The sequence below is a fragment of the Psychrobacter sp. Marseille-P5312 genome (assembly GCF_900291405.1).
In the GTDB taxonomy this organism is placed as follows: Bacteria; Pseudomonadota; Gammaproteobacteria; order Pseudomonadales; family Moraxellaceae; genus Psychrobacter; species Psychrobacter celer.
Genome location: NZ_OLML01000001.1, coordinates 1,078,180 through 1,099,151 on the forward strand (window position 1 = coordinate 1,078,180; position 20,972 = coordinate 1,099,151).

A 20,972-nucleotide genomic window follows, 5' to 3' on the forward strand; every position below is an offset into this window, starting at 1 on the left:
TATTCTGGTTAAATTGGGTTATAAAGACACAGAGGACAATATGAATCTTATTTGAACTACCCCGCGATCGTTGGAGGCTCAGCATCCTGAGAGAGTACAGGGACAGTTCAGTTTTCATTGGGTAATTACCAGTCATACTGAAAAAAACCTATCTATACTATTTTCAAGTCACCAATAGCCACTGAACAACTGGTGCTTTGCACACTTCCCAAAGTTGAATAACTTGTTTTCTCAATAGCTTGCTGCATCTTATATGGATTGAATAGCTCATCCAAGGTATTGTGAAAACTACAATCATCTAAGCCAAAAACGTAATCAAAAAATATTTTGGCCATCGCAGACTGAGGGTGACTGGCATCGCGATAAGATTTGTTAGGATAGTACCAACTGCCACTAGATATCTTACCGAAAACTCGTTCGATGTTACCAGAAATAGCGTTTGATGCATGTTTTCTAGTGATATCTGGTTTTTGTGCGAAGGCTGCTGCACTCTCAACTGCTTTCCATACTATGTAATACATGACTGATACAGAGCACTCAGTCAAACATTTTCTAAGTAAGCCTATTGTCAGCGAGTAATAAAGTATCATACTGAGAAAGTACTAATATATACTATATTCAAAAGAAGAGAGGTTGTTTAATTATCTCCAAGCGCTACCTTGGTATAGTGAGCGTGTAGTAGCGCTTTTACTTCCTCGCTAGTTGCAATTTTACCTTCCTCAAAGTCTTGAAAGATATGCTGAGTATCTGGGTTAACAGGAATATTATCGACTGCAAAGCTGCCCAAAGTATCAAAGTTAATGCGGCGGCGCTTTTCTATCTCTTGTCGACTAACAAGAATAGGTCGATCGTCAACAATCGGTGTTTTAGATTTAGAATCTTCCATACTAGCTCCTATCAGTAGTAATAAAATTGTTCAGCAAGTCAGATAGTCTTCTATCTAGACAATCTTTCTCTCATTGCTATGTCTTATTCGGCTGATTTAATTGTATTAGTGATTTAGACATCGGTAAATCATGATTGTTTAATATCAAGAGCTATTGTGACTGAATAATTCGTACCTCTAGCATCTCCTAGAGTTGCGTAACTTACTTGCTCTAAAGTTTTTTGGGACCTATATGGGCTGAATAGCTCATCAAGAGTATGGTGAAAACCACCATCATCTACTCCAAATACATAATCAAAAAATATTTTGGCCATTGCAGACTGAGGGTGGCTAGCATCGCGAAAAGATTTATTGTGACTCCAACTACCACTGTATATTTTATTGAATACTCTCTCTATATTACCAGAAACAGAATTTGAAGCATGTCTTCGAGTAATACCTGGTTTTTGCACGTATGCAGCAGCATTTTCAACAGACTTCCAAATGATATAATGCATGGTCGATACAGAGCATTCAGCTAAACATGATCTGAGAATACTAACTAGCTTTTCGCCAATAGGCGGTGCTAGATAGTTCAGTCTTGACCTAGTAATCAGGTAGCTTAAACACTCTCCTAGCTGTAACTTTTCACACCAGCTCTTAAATTGACTATCCGCTACTAGAGCACTGGTATTTTTTCTAGATTTAGCGTTTATCAAGATTTTAGTAAGATTCTCAATACTATAAGCAAACTCAAAGATCGCTTGATAGAAATCTATCTCTAGCTCTTTTTCTTCGTTGATAGTTACGTATTCGTAGCTATTTTCAGGAGCGAGTATGAGCAGATTTCGGTTAAAAAGATGCTGTAGTATTTCTTCATCTAATTTAGAGAACGGTGATAAAGGTAATGATAAATTGTCACGTAGAGAGACTGTATTCCTTATATTATCTGCCCCTAGGCTCTCTACAGTCGCTGCGAGTAGAAGTTTATCCACATCGTTAAGCTCAGTGACTGAAGGAATACTGCTTAATTGAATGCTTCGGCATTGATTGATGTACTCTAGAGCGGTCTGTCTCTTTTCTTCTGCTAAACGGTCTTGTTTAAGACGATACTCTAAGTACTCTTGATCCATTCTTTTTTCAAGCGCCGCCCTGCAATCATCACACCGCCATCTAATAAGATCCAATCGAGTTAGCTGTGAGCGAGTATAGCAAACCTTAGTTGTACCGCAGTCTATGCATTGGCAGTCTAGTACGACAAGATGAGAATTTATTTTAACGATACTAGGTATATCCTGATGCTTAACATCAAACTCTTGACCTATCTCTTTACAGGTATATATAAAACCACTTCGTTTATCGCCTTCTCTTAACCAGTACCTCTCACAGATCAGCTTATTAGTTTCTGTTATATCTGACTGATACTCTAGTTTAGTTTCCACGCTCACCTCTTAATACCGACTATATCCCGTGGATATTGTAGCTTACCACTGTGAGTATTGCTATCTTTAGCAGTGGTTAATGAAATGACAACAGATGAGCGTATGATTGCTTTTGGAAAGCGTGTCCGTGAGATGCGAAAAAGCAAAGGAATATCCCAAGAAAGATTGGCGGAGATGGCAGGTATTGATCGTAGCTATATGGGAAATATTGAGCGTGGAGAGAAAAATATTACGCTCAAGAAGGCATATGAGATATGTGATGCGTTAGATGTTGAGATACGGGATCTAGTTTCAGACTAGATTTCTTGAAACTATGTACTTTTGAGAATTGATTGGATTATACCTAGGGTTAGGTGTATAGCTGCTTAGTCGTCTGTTTCAAATATGTTTCAATCAACATAGGCACTTTTATAGTCTGTTTTAAGTGGTTCCATTATACCAGTCTATTTTAAGTGGTATATTAATTGGTTTTTGAAGCCTTTTTGATGGTTCCTCTAGGGTATACCCTACGATAACAGGAAAGCCATCGCGGATGACAAAACCTGTTTAGCTTTTAAACAAAACGGGTTTGTCGATAGTATGTAAGATAAGTTCGAAAAGTAACTGGAGTGTGAGACTATTCATACTGGGTCTGAATTAAAGTTTTATTGTGATTAATTTCTGCTCAATGCTATTCATTTGTCGCCACGATGAGTGATGGCGGCTTGTGATTTAGTTAGGAAAAATAATCTTGAGTAATAAGATACGTTTGTGGCATTTATAGCAGAGCTTGTTCTAGGCTTCTTTACTTACATTTTCCTGCAAGTTCTTTTTTAGTAAATGATCGAATATAAATGGGCCAAAAGGTAAGAGTGAGCCGAGTACGCCCGCAGGTATTGCCCAAAGAGGCATTTTCATTTTGATAGCTGAGCCTATAAGTATTATGATATAGGTAATAAACAACATACCGTGTGCCGGAAATACCCCCAAATTTAAAACACCAAATAAGTAGAACTAAGCTGCCATATTAAGTTTCTGAATTGGCGTAAAGCCACCATTACCCATATTGGGTCTCTCGTTATTATAGTGATCAAGCCAAACTTCAGCTTGCTGTCTTACTTGATCTAAATTATCAAACAGTTCCTGATTCAGCCAATCATAACGTACTGTCTTATTAAATCGTTCAACATAAGCGTTTTGCTGAGGATTGCCAGGCTCAATGTATTCGATAACGATATCTTGCTTAGTTGCCCAGTCTTTTAAATCATTGCTGATATATTCAGGGCCATTATCACACCTGATTTGATCAGGCTTACCTCGGTACTCTATAAGCTGGTTTAAACTGCGTATCACTCTTTGAGCCGGTAGAGAGAAATCAACCTCTATGGTTAATGCTTCACGGTTATGATCATCAATGACATTAAACAGTCTAATAGCACGACCATCAGTTAAGGCATCGTGCATAAAGTCCATACTCCAGCTTTGATTGATGCAAGTGGGCACAGCAAGCTTTTGCGGTTTGTCTCGCTTAATACGGCGTTTAGGCTTTATTCTAAGGTTTAATTCAAGCTCACGGTAGATGCGATAAACACGTTTATGGTTGTAAGGCAGTCCCAGTACATTTCTTAGATATAAGAAGCACAGCTTAAAACCCCAATTTTTATGACTGCTTGTTAAGTCAGTCAATAGCTTAGCTATCTGATCAGTCTCATCCGCTGTCTTTGGCTGATAGTAATAGCAGGTTATGCTGATATTAAAGATCAGACAGGCTAAACGGATGCTAATACCTCTGGCTTTGATGTAATGCTGAGCTAGCTCTTTGCGCCTAGAGGGCGCTACCACTTTTTTGACATGGCATCCTGTAGGATATCTGATTTTAACCGTTCTTCAGCGTACATTTTCTTTAAGCGAGCGTTCTCAGCTTCTAATTCTTTAAGACGGGTAATCAGTGAGGCATCCATGCCGCCGTATTTACTCCGCCATTTGTAGAAGGTGCTCTGACTTATATTGTGCTCACGCAGTATGTCACTGACAGGCACGCCTTGTTCTGCTTGTTTGAGTATATTAACTATCTGGGTGTCGGTAAATCTTGATTTTTTCATGTCGAAATCTCCTGCTGGTATTTTAGCAGTTAGTTTCTACTTTTAAGTGTTATTATTTTTTGGGGTGATTACCTGCCATACCGATGTATTTCACACCTTCTGGAATGTCCATCATATATTTTAGTGGCATGGCGATGAAGAGCAATAATAAGAAAGAGGTGCCTTCTAGATAGCCTATAAGGGTAAGACTTTTTAACGCTGTCTCTTGTTTTTTTTCTAAGGCTGTGAATTTTTTCAATAGTTGGCTGAGTCTGTGACACTGTATTTTCCTTTTGTTATTATCAATAAAGAATTTATGGATTATTCAATGTCTCTATAATAATGGCTCTACGCAGAGCTTTTAAGTATTGAGTTTTAAGACCTAAAATGAGTGAGTACCTATACCAGTCATACATTACCTTCCAGTTCACATTTTATAAACATACTCAAGTATAAAAAGTATTTTTCCGTATAGAGTGAATACGACGCTAGTTCATTTTGTTTGTGATAATCGGTATCAATGTGCTTATTTATTACGCTTACTTTCTAAAAATATCATGTCAATTATAATCAATGCGACACCGACACAGACACCTATATCTGCAACATTGAAAATAGGATAATTCCAGACATCAGCATAATGCACATGGATAAAGTCAACCACTTTACCAATTCTTAAACGATCGATTAAGTTGCCAATCGCACCACCAAGCATTAAGGCCAACCCCATAGATAATAGCTTGGCTGCACGTGGCGCTTTGATTAAATAAACCGTTAAAAAGATAGCCATTACAAAAGCTAAGCCTGAGAAAAACCATTTCTGCCAACCGCCAGCGTTGGCTAAAAAGCTAAATGCTGCCCCATAGTTATAAGCGAGTGTCCAGTTGAGAAATGGTTCAATGACCGGTACGGGGTCATTGAACGCTAATGTGGTTTGGGCCAACCACTTAGTCCATTGATCAAGTATTAATACCATTATCGCCAACAAATACCAGATAAAAGCGCGACTGCCATTGGCAACCATTTTTGGCATTTTGTCCAACTTATCTTTAGGTGTTATTGAGTTGCCTGAAGTCACGTACATAGCTTTAGGCGTATGATTTATGGTTTTAGAGTCAATCGATTGATGAGTACTACTCACAGCTATAGGTACCTTCTTGTCAGCAATATTAGTACTAGCCGATTCAACGCTATTCAATTTAGTACTATCTAATCTGTCGGTAGATTCAGTCATAGTTGTTTCCTTTATCTATGTTTATACAATGAACAATGTTAAACGTATATGTTTTTGGTATACGATTATTAATCGCGCCACTTTCATAAACGGCTCCACTTACCGCTCTGGTATTATGAAACTTACGGTAATAATTTTTTATTAGGGAATCTGTTGATTGATTTCAACATTAACCTGAGTCTGTTCAACGCTAATCATTATAGGATTACCCGATAAGTCGCCTGATTCTGCTATGGCATTACCGCTATGACTAATACGAGCAACGACTGCTAACTGAGTTTTGTCACTACGAGCTGAATTTAACGTGCGATCTGGCATCATCGCATCAAGATTGCTTAAGCGGATACTAGCCTCACCTTGCTTGATAATACTAATGGGTAAACGTTTGGCGGCAAACGGAGGGCCCCCTTTCACATCACGTATCGCTACAAACAACACATCATCAGCTTTCACTAACGGTAATAAATTAGCGTTAATTTTCACTGTCACGTCAATACCTTCTAGCGCTTGCTTTTCTTGCGTGCTAACGTAGTTGCTTAACTCATCTAAGCTTGCTAAAGCTTTAGTATGATCACCTGGTTTGGCCACAATGCTGCCTTGTAAGCGTTTAATCCAACCTTGCGCTTGGGCAAAGTTACTACCACGTGCCTCACCCATTGCCATTAGCATCTGCGCACCTTCATGCTGTGGATTTTTGGCAAGGACATCTTGTAATACACGGCGGCTACTGGCATCAAGCTGACCTTTATTGGCAAAAAAGCTAATCTGCGCATAAGTGGTCGCAATCTCTTCATTGTCTGGTGACAGACGGTAAGCGCGTGACAAAGCTTCAATCGCTGAGTCGGTAGCTTCAAGCGATAAAAACAGCTCTGACAAACGCATCCAGCGATCAGGATCATCGGCATGACGATAAACGTTGGTCTGCATCGCGCTGATAAGCTGCTGGCCGTTTTCGATTGCCCATACAGGTGGCTTATCAATCTTAGCCGTCAATAGGTCATCAGCCACTTGTCCTACTTTGTCCTCGCTTGTCCACAGATCAAACACAGGCGTTCGGTCACCCACCATCAGATACGCCAGCGCAGCCAATACAGGCACCCAAACCATGAGGATCAAGCGGCTTTTGATACCAGGGGTGACCATCGGCGTGACTTCACGCTGGGCATCCAATAGCTGACGCTCCAGTTCCAGCTTTTGATTTTGATAATGGCTATTATTAATAGTACCGCTGTCTTTATCTGTTTGTAGCTCAGCTAAACGTTCGCGAAATACTGCAACATTAATATCTAGCAGTTGATTGTCTATTGGTTTGGACTGCAAACGCGGTGCTCGTAGCCATGGCATAATAGCAATTAGCGCAAATATAAGAGCAATCAGCAAGCTTAGAGCTACAAATAAGCCAAAAGTAGAAAATAGAGTCATTTTTTGTCCTCTATGCTAGTAATATCGTGGTCGACATTCTCAGCTTGCGATAATAGACGATCAAGCTCAGCCTTTTCCGCAGAGGTCAAGGCAGCAGTACTGTTCACTGTAACGCCGTTTTGGCCACGGGCGACAACTTGGCGGCGTTTACTTTGCCAAAACCAACCAACAATTAAGACGAGCAATAATAATGGTGGAAAAAACCATAGGATCCATGTCGATGGTCGCATAGGCGGCTTGTAGCTGATAAAGTCGCCATAACGATCCTGCATATAATCCCGGATTTCCGCATCACTACGTCTGTCTTTAATCAAATCATAGACTTTTTGCTTTAAGTCTTGGGCAATCGGCGCATCAGAACCTGCCAAGTTTTGGTTTTGGCATTTCGGGCAACGAAACTCTTCGATCAATCCTCGGTATTGTGCTTCTTGTTGGACAGAATCAAAATCATAGACGTCAATCGCCGCATAGCTGGTCACACTTAGGAGACAGGCAAGTATTAAGCTCGCTACTTTTATCGTAACGGCCTTTATTGAAAGGGCTATCATTTGCACACCTCTTCAACCTGAATCGCATCTGGACTGACGTTATTATCATTGGCATCATTGAGTACCGTTAAGCAAGGCTCAATACGATCTTGCCAGTTACTCTCGTTAATCTCACCAACAATGTGCTGGCGAATAACGCCTTCACCATCGACAGTGAAAGTCTCAGGCGCACCCGTCAACCCTAAGTCCAAGGCAAACTGGCCGGACAAATCCTGAATAGACATCGAAAAGGGATCACCGCCTCGGTTGAGATAGCTGAGCGCATCACCGATATCGTCTTTATAATTCACGCCAACCAGATTGACACCACGCTCTTCTAGTTGCATCAAAAAAGGATGCTCAATAACGCAAGTTGGGCACCAAGAGCCCCAAATATTCATCAAAAAGGGCTCATCAGGTAAGTTGTCATTGGTCATGATCCGACTGGTATCGGACAACAATGGCAGCTCAAACGCTGGTACTGGGCGTTCAAGCGCGGTATTGGTTACGATTTCAGTCGGCTGCCCCAAACGAAAATAAAGCATAACCATAACAGCAGCAAAGATGATCAGCGGGATCAAAAACCATATTCTAAATTGGCTTTTTTTCATTGTTCGATTACCTTTTGTTTCAGGGGGTTGCTCGGAAAAATGATTAGACTTAGTCATTTTGCTTCTCCCCTATTAGTGTCGTGTTATTAGTAGTGCTTTTAACATCTAAATCAGTAACCGTCGTAAAGCCTGACTTACTCGCTGCAATTTGTGCAGGGGTCTTGGATGTTTTGAGACGATAGCGCCTATCAAGCATACTCAGCAGACCACCCAATGCCATAATAATAGCGCCGAGCCATATCCAACGAATTAATGGTTTTACATAAATCCTTAATGCCCATTGGTTACTACCATCGGCAATAGGTTCGCCCAGTGCGACATAAACATCGCGCATAAGACTGGGGTCAATAGCAGCTTCAGTTGTTGGCATCGTGCTGATAATATAAGTACGCTTTTCTGGAGTCAGTTTCGCCACTTCACGACCGTCTTTGGATACCACCACTTGCGCTTGCGTTGCATCAAAGTTACTACCCTTTATTTCAAAAAATTCAGTTACTTCAAAATCGTAACCTTGAACATTGACTGTATCGCCAATACCCATTGCTACGTCACGCTCAATACTCAGGCTACTAGTAAAGGCTATGCCAATGACAGCAACCAATACGCCAATATGAGCAGTCTGTTGACCCCAATAGCTCAGACGCAACTGCCGCAAACCGTTAAAAAGATTAGGCGCATTCTTAGTTTTATCTTTAAAATCAACTGCCATCCATAGCAGTGCCCAAAAGCTAACGGCTAAAGTCACACCAATATTAAGCATAGACGATGGATTAACAAAGTAAGTAATAATGGCGGCTAATACTAAGCTACTAACGGCGATGACCATGCCTATACCCAGTAGTGGACGGGTGTCTTTTTTCCAGCGAATATTTGAGCCCATACCCATAGCTATTAATAACAGCCACGTTAAAGGTACAAATAATGCATTAAAATAAGGAGGGCCAACGGACACTTGTCCTAAACCAAAAGCATCAGCGATAATAGGGTAAAGGGTGCCGAGCAGCACCACTAAGGTTGCAATCAAAATGATGGCGTTGTTGATCACTAAAAAGGACTCACGTGAAATCAGCTGATATTGACTTTCAACGGTTAAACGCCAACCTCGAACGGCAAACATTAATAGACCACTACCGATGATAATGCCAAGAATAGCTAAGATAACCAAACCACGCGTCGGATCAGCGGCAAACGAATGCACTGAGGTAAGGACTCCAGAGCGTACCAGGAACGTGCCAAGCAAGCTTAAGGCAAAGGCGAAAATAGCCAGCATGATGGTCCATGCTTTAAACACCCCGCGCTTTTCAGTGACTGCTAATGAATGCAGCAATGCTAAGCCGACAAGCCAAGGCATAAACGAGGCATTCTCTACCGGATCCCAAAACCACCAACCGCCCCAGCCAAGCTCGTAGTAGGCCCACCACGAGCCCAGTGCAATACCAATGGTCAAAAATCCCCAAGCCGCGAGCGCCCATGGACGTGACCAGCGTGTCCAAGCAGCATCTAAACGCCCTTCCCACAATGCCGCCATACAAAATGCAAAAGGTACTACCATACCCACATAGCCCATATATAACATGGGCGGATGAATAATCAGACCGAAATCTTGTAGGACAGGATTTAAATCAGCGCCATCGACCGCTAGATTGGGTAAGGTACGCTCAAACGGTGACGAGGTAAATATCAGCATCGTTAGCATCATTAACTGTACACCGGCCAAAATAACTAATACCCGCGCACGCATTGATAACGGCAAGCCGCGACTAAAGTATGATACCAGTGCACACCATGTGGCCATGATGGTCATCCATAGCAGCAAAGAGCCCTCGTGTCCGCCCCATGTCGCCGATAACTTATAGTACCAAGGCAACAGCGTATTAGAATGCTGCGCGACGTAACTGAGGCTAAAATCATTATAATAAAAACCTGCTATCAAAGCGCCAAATGACGTTATCATGGCGGCAAACTGTGCCCAAGCTAGGCTAGGGGCTAGTCGTTGCCAAGCAACTTGGTTACGAATAACACCAATAGTTGGCAGAATTACCTGCAATAACGCCAGTACAAAAGCGGTAAGCAAGGCAAAATAGCCCAATTCTGTAATCAACATACGGTCTAACCTTATTTACTCTAATGCGGTTGCAGTTTACTGTGGCGGTGGAATTTTTATTATTAGAACCCACCCCGAAATCTGCTGCTATCTCTAGTTTTTAATTGATTTCGAAGGGTTTTATTTAACTACTTTAGGCGGATTTACCAGTGGAGGCGCGCCTTTAAAGCGCAGTAAACGTAACGCATTAAGAGTAACGATCACTGTTGCTCCAGCATCAGCTAGAACCGCAATCCATAGTCCAGTAATGCCGAATATGGTCGTGATCAGAAAGACGCCTTTGAGACCTAAAGCGAAAATGACGTTCTGATGAATGTTGCGCATGGTGGCACGTGAAAGTGCGATGAGATGAGCCATGTCCGTAACACGACTTTTTAATAATGCGATATCGGCCGTCTCAATGGCCACATCGGTACCACCACCCATCGCGATGCCAACATCGGCAGTTGCTAGCGCTGGCGCATCGTTAATACCATCACCAACCATCGCTATTTTGCGGTTGTTCTTCATCTCGTTAAGCAGGCGCAGTTTGTCCTCAGGCAACAGCTCAGCTTCCCATTCCACGTCTAAATTACTGGCAAGTGCTTGAGCGGTTAAGCGGTTGTCGCCTGTTAGCATGACGGAGCGCACACCCATCGCTTTGAGCTGAGCCACACCTTCATGAGCGTCGTCTCGTAATTCGTCTCTTAGCGCGATTAATCCAAGCACTTCACGGTTTTGCTCATCGAAAAGAACAGAGACGGTCTTACCCTCATTTTGCAGCGCCTCAATTTGCGCCTGTTGTGTGGATGAAATCAATGCCTCATCGGCTGCGTAAACAGGCGAACCGATAGCTAGCGCGCGCTCCGCGACAGTTGCGTGTACCGCTTTACCGGCAGTTGCAGAAGCATTGAAGGCCACAGGTATGAACACTTTAGCAGCTTCAGCATGACTAACAATGGCTTCAGCAAGCGGGTGACTAGAACCAGTCTCCACACTGGCAAAAAGTGCCAATATCTCATCTTGACCTTGAGAATTCTGACCTTGAATACTTGAGTCCTCTTGTGTAAAGGCAACAACATCGGTCACGCGTGGTTTGCCTTCAGTTAAAGTGCCTGTCTTGTCAAAAGCGACCGTCTTCACTTGGCCGATAGTTTCTAAAGCACTACCGCCTTTGATCAGCAAGCCACGGCGCGCACCAACAGCAAGACCAGAGGCGATGGCAGCGGGTGTTGATAGTACAAGAGCACAGGGACAGGCAATCAGCAACAGTGCTAGACCGCGATACAACCAAGTCGACCAATCTCCACCCATGGCTAACGGTGGAATGATAATAATTAGTGCGGCAATAGCCATCACTGCCGGTGTGTAATAGCGACTGAATTTCTCAATAAAACGGGCAGTGGGTGCTTTGGAGGCTTGGGCTTGCTCTACCAGCTCAATAATGCGCGAAATGGTGTTATCGGCGGCTGTCTTTTCTACGCGCACTTGGAGCACACCATCGATGTTAATTGACCCTGCAAATACATTGTCACCCATCGTCTTGGCAACAGGAACAGACTCTCCCGTCACGGGCGAATCATCAAGGCTGGACGCACCTTGAACAATGGAACCATCAGCAGATACCCTATCTCCAGGACGCACCAGCACAAGGTCATTCACTTGTAATGAAGTCGCTGGAACGTTACGCTGCCCACCTTGAGCATCAAGTAAAATTGCACTTTTCGGAACCAGCGATGATAAGGCTCTGATGCCAGCGCGAGCGCGATCAGCAGCGATACTCTCAAACAGTTCACCGATTGAGAACAAAAAGACAACCGCTGCGGCCTCTTCAGCTTCACCAATGATAAGTGCGCCAAGCACGGCGACGGACATCAGCGTTTCAATTGAAAAGAATGAACCTGTTTTAGCCAGTGCTAAGGCTTTGCGCGCAAATGGAAAAACGCCTACAATCACAGCGATGGCAAACACCCATATCCCATAAGCGGGCAACAGTAGTGACAGTGCATAACCGCTGCCCATCAAAATACCGAGGCCAACAACCTGTTTGCCTTTTTGAGTTTGCCACCATTGCTTATCCTGCGGAGCCATCTGATTGTCGCTGTCAATATCAATAGCCGATACAGTTTGTTGACCAGTATTGGCAGAGATGCCGAACCCTAGGCTTTTGATTGTTTTTTCGATATCACTAGCCTGAGTCGGCGCACCAGGGGCTAAATTTAGCTCTAGCGTTTCTGTAGCGAAATTCAGCTGAACATCAGAAACCCCAGGCATACGTTTCAAAGCTGTTTCAATCTTGCCGATGCAACTGGCACAGTCCATACCTTCAATATGATATTTCATAATAATCTACCCTTTGAATAATGATATTATGAACCCTATAGTGGCTTTAGAGTCAAGGTTATTTATCTACAGTTTCGTAATTTTAATTTCTCTAGCGCTAGTCTTTACAGCCACTTTAATTATTTAAATCATAGAGGTTGTTATGACAATCAAAATTGGTGAGCTCGCTAAACGCACAGGTGCCACAGTAGAAACCATTCGCTATTATGAAAAAGAGCGTTTATTACCCGAGCCTTTTCGTAGCGAAGGGAATTATCGTTTATATAATGAAGAGCACATTGAGCGTCTACAATTTATCCTACATTGCCGTACGCTCGATATGGCTTTAGATGATGTGCGAATCTTACTTGAATACTGGGAGTCGCCTGACAAGGACTGCGGCGATGTGAATAACTTGCTAGATGAGCACATTCATGCTGTGGAAATACGAATGGAAGAACTGATGCACTTAAAGCATCACTTGACCGTTTTGCGCCAGAAATGTGCAAGTAGTGCACCAGCGTCATCATGTGGCATTTTAAACGCGCTTGTCGATAACTCCTGTCATGAGTAATGATATCAGTAGTGTTCATTTCTGACGGATCAAATCATGAAAGGTTAAATACGCCCTGATGTTAAGCACAAAAAAACCCAGCAATGATATTAAGATCACTAGGGCGTGTTGAACATTGGGTATAAATTAATGGCAAAAAAAATAGCGAACGGTTAATCTTTAAGTTCTCACACAAAAAAGATATCGTTCGCTATGCCTCGCACTATGCTCAAAGATGAACACTGGACAAGACTGAAACCTATATTACTAGAACTTAATATCTATGACAAAGGAAATCTTAGACAAACGGTTGAAGGCGTGCTTTATCGCATGCGTGTTGGCTGTCCTTGGCGCGACTTACCCGAGTATTTTGGCAAGCCCAATACCATCTATAAAGCTTACCAGCGCTGGTCTCGCAGTAATAAGCTGATTGCATTATTTACGTTACTGATCAAAGACGCAGACCTTGAGTGGGTCTTCATTGATGGTACTCATATTAAAGCGCATCAGCACAGCAGTGGTGGCAATGAGAACCTACAATCCATTAGTAAAAGTGTGGCAGGACGCGCGACCAAGATTCACTTGGCAGTAGATGCGCATGGCAATCCGATTACCTTTATCTTGTCAGATGGCACGACCCACGACGTTAAAGTCGTACCTGACTTAGTAGACAAAGTTAATTTGAGCAACACAGAGGTTTTATGTGCCGATAAAGGCTATGATTCTGATGCACTACGAGCGCATATTGAACAAGCAGGGACACGGGATAACATCCCTCGAAAACGAAATACTCAGTCTTCTAACGACCATATGGACTGGGACTTATATAAAGCGAGGCATCTAGTAGAAAATGCTTTCGCCAAACTAAAACAGTATAGGGCGGTTGCCACCAGGTTTGATAAGCTCAAGCAAAGTTATGAAAATACGGTCGCTCTTGCTTGTGCTTATATCTGGCTCAAATTATGAATGTTCAACACGCCCTAGTCAGTTCAAAATAACATGGTGATAAATTGAAGAGTGCTACTGGAATGAATGTTGCGCAGCCTCTGTAATAACAGCATGCAAGGAAAATTTATACCAGTAGCACGATGTCATTTTTGCAGTGAATCGACTATAGCTTACTGGCTGCATTTTTACCTCGTCGTTACAGCTTCTAATACTCGACTATGTTAGATTTATCATTAATCCTTGAAGTTATTTACCATAAGTCTTAATAAATTTGAGTAACGTTATGAGTCAAGAAGATGCCAGTCATAAGCAAAATAAGCATTTGCCTCCAAGTGAGCCTATTGATGTCTATAAAAACAACGATAGTAACTATACTGCTGGCAATCAAGACGCTCATGATCATGACACTCACCTAGAGCAAAACACCGCACCAAGAGATACCAAAGGCTATCAGCGTACGTTACTGATTAGCTTTGTGATCATCACAGGCTATATGTTTATCGAGGCGATTGGTGGCTTACTGACAGGCAGCTTGGCGTTACTCTCTGATGCAGGACACATGCTCAGCGACGCCATCGCCCTTGGTGCGACGTTGATGGCATTTAAAATCGGCGAAAAAGCCGCCACCCATCAAAAGACCTTTGGCTATAAACGCTTTGAGATTATCGTGGCCACCGTCAATGGTGCAACGCTAGTAATTATCGCCTTGATGATTTTTTATGAAGCGATCAAACGTTTTAACTCACCGCCAGAGATTGCGACGCAAGGCATGCTGATTGTGGCAACGGTCGGTATGTTGGTCAATATCTTGGTCGCTTGGCTGATGCATCGTGGTAGTAGCGGCAGCGATGGGCACACCCATAGCCATGGAGCAAATGCAGACAAAGTAAATAAAGAAAAAGCAAATAAAAGCGATGACTCCAAAGAGCCTGTCAACCTCAATATGCAAAGCGCTTACTTGCATGTATTAAGTGATTTGATGGGCTCAGTGGCCGCTATTGTCGCCGCTTTACTGATGATGGGGTTTGGCTGGGTTTGGGCCGATGCCGCAGCGTCGGTGATCGTCGCCATACTTATCTTAGTGAGTGGTTACCGCGTTGTACGTGATTCGGTACATATCTTGATGGAGGGCACGCCAGAAGGCATATCGCTGGTGGATGTCGAGGACAAACTGCTTGCCCATCCACAAGTAAAACAAGTCCACGACCTGCATATTTGGAGCATCACCAGCGGGCTAAATGCGCTATCTTGCCATGTGATGGTCGATGGGGATATGAGAATCTCGGATGCCAGCGTATTGATTGCCAATCTTGAGCAAGGGTTGCTTGCGCTTGGTATTCATCACGCCACCATTCAGGTTGAAAGCTTGTCACACCCGCAGACCAGCGCCCATAGCGATGCATTGGTCTGCGACATATCAGAGCAGCAAAGCTCTGCGAATAACCATATCGGGCACAGTCACTAGTCACTAGGGCGTGTTGAACCTTCAACCATGGCACTGACAGAGACTATTTGTGAATGTTCAACACGCCCTACTGGGTTGGAGGAAATAACAACTATGTTGTGCTGACTTAGAAAGTCTTATTTATCATTCATAGCAAGGTAGATATTACGATCTGATGCGGATGCGTCATCCACGTATTTTGAATCGCGCCATGTCGTATAAGCATAGACACCACTGTATGGGCTGATGCTGTTCTGACGGAAGTCAGAAATCCAATTTGTACCATCGAAAATTTGAATATGGCCATGTGGACGCTTTGATGAGCGATCATAGACAATAACATCACCTACTTGGGTTGGCATATCATTGCTGATTTTGCTGAAACCTGCTTTCTCAAGTGTGCCACGAGTAGCGTACTGATAGGCTGAAGGATTTGGAGTGAACTCATAACCAGCTGATTGTAGTGCTTTACGTACGTAACGGGCACAATATCCAGAGCTGCCAGATAAAGCCACTTTTGAGGCGCGAGCAGCAGCGATAGCGGGGGCTGAATTGCTGTCAGGAACCTTATTGACTTGCTGCTGTTGTTTTTCAGCGTATAAGCGGCTGTTTAATGATGAAAGCTGATTCTCTTTTTGCTTGGCCTGCGCACTTAGGTTGCTAATTGCTTGACTAATTTCATCATTATTAGAAACATAAGCACCACTTTTGGTGCTATAGATGTTTTTTGATGAACCGTAGTTTGATGCCACAGAAGTATTGGTGATGGTATTATTTGTTTGAGAGATTGTGATAGCAGCACCACTCGTTTGTGCTATGCCCATACCCAGTACTGACAAAATCAATAAAGCCTGTTTCATAAATCTAATACCTACGGTTAATTCAAAATCGTCTGTTATCAACAACAGCGCAGTCAATTAAATCTCAATAACTCAAGTATATATATGTCATAGTGACTGATACTTCTGCTGCATATTATTCATATAAAAAATGATTATTGGCGATCACAGCTCATTGAAGTCTTACGAAGCTGTTACAAATCAAGCTGCTGACCAAAACACAAAGCCGACTTTAGCATAGGTTGTTTAGCCTGTCATTCCCCTTAAAAACCCCAAAAATACTTTTTTGATGTCGAAAAAATTGCTAATATCCCACATTTTACAATGTAAGTTTGTGTAACATGTACAGAATATAGCTGACTAGATTGACCACAATTTCTACTGTTTTATAAGCAAAAAAACGTCTGAGGGTTAAATCTATAATTTAGATTTAACCCTCAGACGTTTTTCTATTGGATGAAGTAATTACCCTATATAGGGTCTAACTAATTATTAAGATAATATAATAATTTATAATATTAATATAGATGCTAATTCCCTACTAGCTTATGTAATATTACGTAATTGTTTCGATACATCCTGTATATTCTTGTATTAACCCTTAGTCATTTATCTATTTTAAGGGTTAATAACCGATAAATTCGCTTACATTGTCATCAAAAGTTACAAATTCAAAGTTATTTTTAATTTTAAAGTCGCAATAGCTAATGAATTTTTTGATGAAGAATCATTTTATAAGCAATAGAACAGTCTTATACCTACCTCATTTACTTTTAACGCTAACACTATAATCAAAGTATTCTTAACTGCTAACACACTATAATTGCTGCTCTACCGATTCAATATCAGCATAAACTTGGGTTGTCCCGTCTTTATTGAGCTGCATAACCTGATAGGGCATGAATTTATTTTGATACTCCATACCTGGGCTACCAATAGGCATGCCAGGTACGGCAAGACCCATAGCTTGTACTGGCGGATTTTCTAAAAACTGCGCCATATATTTAGCGGGTACATGACCTTCAAAGACGTAACCATCCGTAGTGACTACAGTATGGCAAGAACGCATTTCATTTGGAACGCTGTAGCGCTCTTTAAATACGGCTAAGTCCGCAACATCTTGCGCGGTTGCACTTAGACCATTATCTTCTGCATGACTTATCCATTCTTTACAGCAGCCGCAATTGGCATCTTTATAGACAGTGGCTGATACGTTTTTTAGTAAGTCTGGTTTACTTACTGATGTCATCATAGAATTATTTATAACGTTTGGTTCAGCTGTCTTTGGAACAGCCAAAACATCTTCAGTTGATGCCGATGTTGTGCTTGCATCAGATACGCCACTACTCGGTTGGCTACAAGCAAATAGTGATGAGGCAGCCAGTAATAATAACGTACTACGCAACCCCTTAGACAGATAACGATTGCATATAAGACTGGATTTTATTTTTAAGGGGGGCATAGTGCTTTCTCATGTACTGTAGATATTGTGAGCTATAGAAGATCAAGTAACACTTCATATCGTTTGGTAATGTAGCATAATAACCCATTAAACGGAGTACGTAAATTCATCCATTGAGCAGTGCAGGCTGGTATCATAAGCAGTTTTTATTTTAAAATACTGCCTGTAGTATTAACGGCTCTATCTAAGTTTTGGATTTTGATTAAAAATTCAAGGCTCATAATTTTGGATAATTTGCGATGCGCCTGTCTACTATTAATCTACAAAAGCGTTTGAGTACTCACTTAAATCAATTACCGCTATCGCTTACGCTAGTAGCAGCATGGCTTGCAGGAGCTATTTTTTTATTTTCGCTAGCGCCTTATGGGTTTTGGCCGCTAGCAATAGTATCACCAGCGATTTTATATGCGCTGTTGGTGACAAGTATGAGTGGTCGTCGCGCTTTTATTATCGGTGAAGCTTACGGTATGGGGCTATGGTGCGTCGGCGGCTTTTGGCTCTATACTGCTATCCATGATTATAGCGATACACCAACGTGGCTCGCATTGATTATGATTGCATTGATGGGTCTCGGTATGGGACTATTTCATGGATTGTTAGCACTAGTCTTTAACCGTATGGTAGGCAAACAACCCTTTTCATTTGCTGCTCTTTGGGTGCTACAAGAATGGTTAAAAACTTGGTTATTCACAGGCTTTCCGTGGCTGTTTGTTGGTTATGCATTTACTGAAGAGTATTGGTTATCGTCCTTAGCACCCGTTGCTGGTGTTTTTTCCGTCTCTTTTGTTGCCATACTATTGGCTGCAAGTTTAGTAGAGCTACTGCTTCGGCGCAGTAGTTATGCCATCGTTTCTGTACTGTTATTAGCCATTAGCACATCATTATGGCTGGTCAATCCGCAATGGACAAAACCTAAGGGCACACCTGATCTGTCAGTGTCATTGATTCAAGGTAATATTTCACAAGATATAAAGTGGCTGACTAAGTATCAAGTAGAAACGCTAAAGATTTATGCGAAGTTAACACGCACTGAGTGGGGACGTGATGTTGTGGTGTGGCCTGAATCATCTATTCCTATGTTTCAGGATGAGGCTGCGGGCTTTATTAGTGAAATGATAGAAATGGCTAATGCGACCAATACGACATGGATAACTGGTATCCCTTATAAGGATAAAGCGGCATTCAATGCCAGTACGGATAAGTATCCCCCATTTTACAATAGCGTGATTGCTCGAGGTGTAGAAGCGGAAGGCCTATACAAGAAGCAGCGTCTAGTGCCTTTTGGAGAGTATATTCCATTTGAAGGCGTGCTCGATATTTTCCCAAGTTTGGCCGGTAGTCAGGATATTAAGAGCTATAGTCGTGGTAGTGATCAGCAGTCACCTCTAAAGGTGCGTGGACACAATATAGGGACGGCTATCTGTTATGAGGTAGCTTATCCAGATACCACGCGTAAAAATGCCATCGATACTGAATTTTTGTTGACCGTCTCTAACGATGCCTGGTTTGGCACTTCAGCAGGACCATTGCAACATTTGCAAATGGTACAAATGCGCGCGCTTGAGAACGGGCGCTGGTTTATTCGAGCGACCAATACTGGTGTTACCGCTATCATTAACCATAAAGGTCGTATTGTAAAACGCGCACCGCAGTTTGAGCGTACTGTACTACGTGGTGAGATACAGGCACGGGTTGGTAACACGCCCTTTATGCTTATGGGAAATTATCCTATCTTGATAATAATAACCTTGTTATTACTACTAAGCTATTTTGGCAAAGTGAGCTATGCTGAAGAAACCGTACAACTAAACTTGGTAAACTAAGCGTATTAACTGGAGTTTACCATGACCAAGAAAGTAAGAACCTACAGTGACGAATTTAAAGCAGAAGCCGTTAAGAAGATAGCAGACAATAACGGTAATGTTTCAGCCACAGCCAAGCAACTTGGCATAGCGATGCAAACGTTATCGAACTGGCAGAACAAAGCCAATCAAGGCAAGCTTATTGGCACAGAGCAATATGATCCTGATCTTATGAGTGCTCTTCAAGAAATAAAGCAGCTCAAGCGGCAGCTTAAAGTAGCTGAAGAGGAGCGCGAAATTCTAAAAAAGGCGACGGCGTACTTTGCAAGGCACAGCTAGTCAGGTACGCCTTCATCAAAGATAACCAGCACCTTTTTCGCATCACCACTATGTGCCGCGTGCTAAGTGTTAAGCATTCAAGTTACTACGACTGGCTGGGTCGTAATCTCAGCGACCAACAGATACATCGCAATCAGTGTGAACTACTGGTTAAAGTCGCTCATACTCAGACCAAGCAGTGCTATGGCGTAGATCGACTGCATGCCCACCTAAGAGCGCAAGGGTACGATATCAGCCAATATATGGTTAGGAGCATCAAAGAAGAATACGGCATTAAATGCCGTCTTCACAAGCGCTTTAAAGTCACCACTGACTCCGATCATAACAAGCTGGTTTATCCAAACGTGCTGGATCAGAAGTTTGATGCAAACCGTCCTAATGAAGTATGGGTAAGCGATATTACTTATATCTGGACTGCTGAGGGCTGGCTGTACTTGGCAGGCGTTAAAGATTTATACACCAAAGAGCTTGTTGGTTATGCGATCAACAAACGCATGACTGCTGACTTAGTATGCCGTGCACTCAATATGGCAATTAAAAATAAACGACCCAGCAAAGGGCTAATCGTTCACTCTGACAGAGGCAGCCAGTATTGCAGCCATGCCTACCACAAGATCGTTAAGCAGCATCAGTTTACAGGTTCAATGAGCGCTAAAGGTAATTGCTTCGACAATGCTCCAATAGAAAGCTTCTGGGGCGTCTTAAAGAATGAGCTGGTATATCACCAGGATTATAAGACTAGATTTACAGCTATCAACGATATCATTAGATACATCGAGCTGTACTACAACCAAACAAGGATTCAAAAGGGTTTGGGCTATCAATCGCCAAGACAGGTGTGGTTTGATTATTATCGTCAGGCTGCGTAACTAAAATCTCCCAAGTTTAACTGTACGGAATTGACAGCAGGGATCAAAGGTCTAACCACACTTAGAAGACGAGGGTAATAGTAAACTTAATCATAATAATTTAATCAGTGTAAGTTTTTTATTTTTTCTAGGTAACGTTCTAACGCACGT

The 20,972-nt window shown here is 42.3% G+C and carries 19 protein-coding genes and 1 pseudogene; 6 read left to right on the forward strand and 14 right to left on the reverse strand.

Annotation, left to right across the window (positions count from 1 at the left end):
* Positions 1-152 precede the first annotated feature (152 nt).
* The 3 genes from C6W44_RS04670 to C6W44_RS04680 form a co-directional block, all read right to left on the reverse strand.
* The gene (locus C6W44_RS04670) at positions 153-521 is read right to left on the reverse strand and encodes a hypothetical protein (protein ID WP_105244422.1); all 369 of its coding nucleotides are present in this window, start codon (positions 519-521) and stop codon (positions 153-155) included.
* 116 nt (positions 522-637) lie between these two features.
* The gene (locus tag C6W44_RS04675; RefSeq protein WP_105244423.1) at positions 638-886 is read right to left on the reverse strand and encodes an antitoxin VbhA family protein; all 249 of its coding nucleotides are present in this window, start codon (positions 884-886) and stop codon (positions 638-640) included.
* A 128-nt stretch (positions 887-1,014) separates the two neighbouring features.
* Positions 1,015-2,307 (reverse strand): hypothetical protein, encoded by a 1,293-nt coding sequence (locus tag C6W44_RS04680; RefSeq protein WP_105244424.1) that lies wholly within the window; start codon positions 2,305-2,307, stop codon positions 1,015-1,017.
* 84 nt (positions 2,308-2,391) lie between these two features.
* Between C6W44_RS04680 and C6W44_RS04685 the strand changes: the two genes are divergently transcribed.
* On the forward strand, positions 2,392-2,607 hold the full coding sequence (locus C6W44_RS04685; RefSeq protein WP_105244425.1) for a helix-turn-helix domain-containing protein: 216 nt from the start codon (positions 2,392-2,394) through the stop codon (positions 2,605-2,607).
* A 474-nt stretch (positions 2,608-3,081) separates the two neighbouring features.
* On the opposite strand, the gene C6W44_RS04690 is transcribed toward C6W44_RS04685, so the two are convergent.
* The 9 genes and pseudogenes from C6W44_RS04690 to C6W44_RS04730 all read right to left on the reverse strand — a co-directional run bounded on the left by C6W44_RS04690 (position 3,082) and on the right by C6W44_RS04730 (position 12,587).
* Positions 3,082-3,276 carry a DUF3817 domain-containing protein gene (locus C6W44_RS04690; protein ID WP_227526356.1) on the reverse strand — a complete coding sequence of 65 codons (195 nt, stop codon included), beginning with the start codon at positions 3,274-3,276 and terminating at the stop codon, positions 3,082-3,084.
* Between the two features lie 24 nt (positions 3,277-3,300).
* Positions 3,301-4,388, reverse strand: a protein-coding gene (locus C6W44_RS04695; RefSeq protein WP_199774457.1) for an IS3 family transposase whose coding sequence is annotated in 2 segments (ribosomal slippage) — positions 3,301-4,136 and positions 4,136-4,388 — 1,089 coding nt in all. Because the reading frame shifts where the segments join, the coding sequence is not laid out codon by codon here.
* A gap of 76 nt (positions 4,389-4,464) precedes the next feature.
* Positions 4,465-4,618 (reverse strand): annotated as a pseudogene (locus C6W44_RS04700) (DUF3817 domain-containing protein); the annotation flags it as partial.
* 275 nt (positions 4,619-4,893) lie between these two features.
* Complete coding sequence (gene lspA / locus C6W44_RS04705) at positions 4,894-5,601, reverse strand: signal peptidase II (protein WP_007394842.1); 708 nt, start codon at positions 5,599-5,601, stop codon at positions 4,894-4,896.
* Between the two features lie 141 nt (positions 5,602-5,742).
* Complete coding sequence (ccmI, locus tag C6W44_RS04710) at positions 5,743-7,023, reverse strand: c-type cytochrome biogenesis protein CcmI (RefSeq protein ID WP_105244427.1); 1,281 nt, start codon at positions 7,021-7,023, stop codon at positions 5,743-5,745.
* Positions 7,020-7,571, reverse strand: a complete 552-nt coding sequence (locus C6W44_RS04715; protein WP_077448188.1) for a cytochrome c-type biogenesis protein — start codon at positions 7,569-7,571, stop codon at positions 7,020-7,022. The genes ccmI and C6W44_RS04715 overlap by 4 nt, the downstream gene beginning before the upstream one ends.
* Entirely contained in the window at positions 7,568-8,218 is a 651-nt protein-coding gene (locus C6W44_RS04720; protein ID WP_105244428.1) for a DsbE family thiol:disulfide interchange protein, read from the reverse strand. The genes C6W44_RS04715 and C6W44_RS04720 overlap by 4 nt, the downstream gene beginning before the upstream one ends.
* Complete coding sequence (locus C6W44_RS04725; protein WP_105244429.1) at positions 8,211-10,265, reverse strand: heme lyase CcmF/NrfE family subunit; 2,055 nt, start codon at positions 10,263-10,265, stop codon at positions 8,211-8,213. The genes C6W44_RS04720 and C6W44_RS04725 overlap by 8 nt, the downstream gene beginning before the upstream one ends.
* Positions 10,266-10,385: 120 nt before the next feature.
* Positions 10,386-12,587, reverse strand: coding sequence for a heavy metal translocating P-type ATPase (locus C6W44_RS04730; protein WP_007394844.1), 2,202 nt, complete (start codon positions 12,585-12,587; stop codon positions 10,386-10,388).
* Positions 12,588-12,729: 142 nt separating this feature from the next.
* On the opposite strand from C6W44_RS04730, the gene cadR reads away from it, so the two are divergent.
* The 3 genes from cadR to C6W44_RS04745 all read left to right on the forward strand — a co-directional run bounded on the left by cadR (position 12,730) and on the right by C6W44_RS04745 (position 15,532).
* Positions 12,730-13,140 (forward strand): Cd(II)/Pb(II)-responsive transcriptional regulator, encoded by a 411-nt coding sequence (cadR, locus tag C6W44_RS04735; protein ID WP_007394845.1) that lies wholly within the window; start codon positions 12,730-12,732, stop codon positions 13,138-13,140.
* A 192-nt stretch (positions 13,141-13,332) separates the two neighbouring features.
* Positions 13,333-14,085 carry an IS5 family transposase gene (locus C6W44_RS04740; RefSeq protein ID WP_105244430.1) on the forward strand — a complete coding sequence of 251 codons (753 nt, stop codon included), beginning with the start codon at positions 13,333-13,335 and terminating at the stop codon, positions 14,083-14,085.
* A gap of 265 nt (positions 14,086-14,350) precedes the next feature.
* Positions 14,351-15,532 (forward strand): cation diffusion facilitator family transporter, encoded by a 1,182-nt coding sequence (locus C6W44_RS04745; protein WP_105244431.1) that lies wholly within the window; start codon positions 14,351-14,353, stop codon positions 15,530-15,532.
* A gap of 116 nt (positions 15,533-15,648) precedes the next feature.
* Here the strand turns inward: C6W44_RS04745 and C6W44_RS04750 are convergent, their stop codons facing one another.
* The gene (locus C6W44_RS04750; protein ID WP_068405068.1) at positions 15,649-16,371 is read right to left on the reverse strand and encodes a CHAP domain-containing protein; all 723 of its coding nucleotides are present in this window, start codon (positions 16,369-16,371) and stop codon (positions 15,649-15,651) included.
* A 796-nt stretch (positions 16,372-17,167) separates the two neighbouring features.
* Positions 17,168-17,812 (reverse strand): DUF411 domain-containing protein, encoded by a 645-nt coding sequence (locus C6W44_RS04755; protein ID WP_007394850.1) that lies wholly within the window; start codon positions 17,810-17,812, stop codon positions 17,168-17,170.
* Between the two features lie 239 nt (positions 17,813-18,051).
* On the opposite strand from C6W44_RS04755, the gene lnt reads away from it, so the two are divergent.
* Positions 18,052-19,635, forward strand: coding sequence for an apolipoprotein N-acyltransferase (gene lnt, locus C6W44_RS04760; RefSeq protein ID WP_105244432.1), 1,584 nt, complete (start codon positions 18,052-18,054; stop codon positions 19,633-19,635).
* A gap of 21 nt (positions 19,636-19,656) precedes the next feature.
* A protein-coding gene (locus tag C6W44_RS04765; RefSeq protein ID WP_105244433.1) for an IS3 family transposase occupies positions 19,657-20,822 on the forward strand; the annotation gives its coding sequence in 2 pieces (ribosomal slippage) (positions 19,657-19,915 and positions 19,915-20,822; 1,167 coding nt in all).
* Positions 20,823-20,972 lie beyond the last annotated feature (150 nt).

What these genes read in the sequence shown, in the direction of transcription:
- C6W44_RS04670 (WP_105244422.1), bottom strand. Translation starts at nt 521, where the DNA reads ATGTATTACATAGTATGGAAAGCAGTTGAGAGTGCAGCAGCCTTCGCA.
- C6W44_RS04675 (WP_105244423.1), bottom strand. Translation starts at nt 886, where the DNA reads ATGGAAGATTCTAAATCTAAAACACCGATTGTTGACGATCGACCTATT.
- C6W44_RS04685 (WP_105244425.1), top strand. Translation starts at nt 2,392, where the DNA reads ATGACAACAGATGAGCGTATGATTGCTTTTGGAAAGCGTGTCCGTGAG.
- lspA (WP_007394842.1), bottom strand. Translation starts at nt 5,601, where the DNA reads ATGACTGAATCTACCGACAGATTAGATAGTACTAAATTGAATAGCGTT.
- ccmI (WP_105244427.1), bottom strand. Translation starts at nt 7,023, where the DNA reads ATGACTCTATTTTCTACTTTTGGCTTATTTGTAGCTCTAAGCTTGCTG.
- C6W44_RS04715 (WP_077448188.1), bottom strand. Translation starts at nt 7,571, where the DNA reads ATGATAGCCCTTTCAATAAAGGCCGTTACGATAAAAGTAGCGAGCTTA.
- C6W44_RS04720 (WP_105244428.1), bottom strand. Translation starts at nt 8,218, where the DNA reads ATGACTAAGTCTAATCATTTTTCCGAGCAACCCCCTGAAACAAAAGGT.
- C6W44_RS04725 (WP_105244429.1), bottom strand. Translation starts at nt 10,265, where the DNA reads ATGTTGATTACAGAATTGGGCTATTTTGCCTTGCTTACCGCTTTTGTA.
- C6W44_RS04730 (WP_007394844.1), bottom strand. Translation starts at nt 12,587, where the DNA reads ATGAAATATCATATTGAAGGTATGGACTGTGCCAGTTGCATCGGCAAG.
- cadR (WP_007394845.1), top strand. Translation starts at nt 12,730, where the DNA reads ATGACAATCAAAATTGGTGAGCTCGCTAAACGCACAGGTGCCACAGTA.
- C6W44_RS04740 (WP_105244430.1), top strand. Translation starts at nt 13,333, where the DNA reads ATGCCTCGCACTATGCTCAAAGATGAACACTGGACAAGACTGAAACCT.
- C6W44_RS04745 (WP_105244431.1), top strand. Translation starts at nt 14,351, where the DNA reads ATGAGTCAAGAAGATGCCAGTCATAAGCAAAATAAGCATTTGCCTCCA.
- C6W44_RS04750 (WP_068405068.1), bottom strand. Translation starts at nt 16,371, where the DNA reads ATGAAACAGGCTTTATTGATTTTGTCAGTACTGGGTATGGGCATAGCA.
- C6W44_RS04755 (WP_007394850.1), bottom strand. Translation starts at nt 17,812, where the DNA reads ATGCCCCCCTTAAAAATAAAATCCAGTCTTATATGCAATCGTTATCTG.
- lnt (WP_105244432.1), top strand. Translation starts at nt 18,052, where the DNA reads ATGCGCCTGTCTACTATTAATCTACAAAAGCGTTTGAGTACTCACTTA.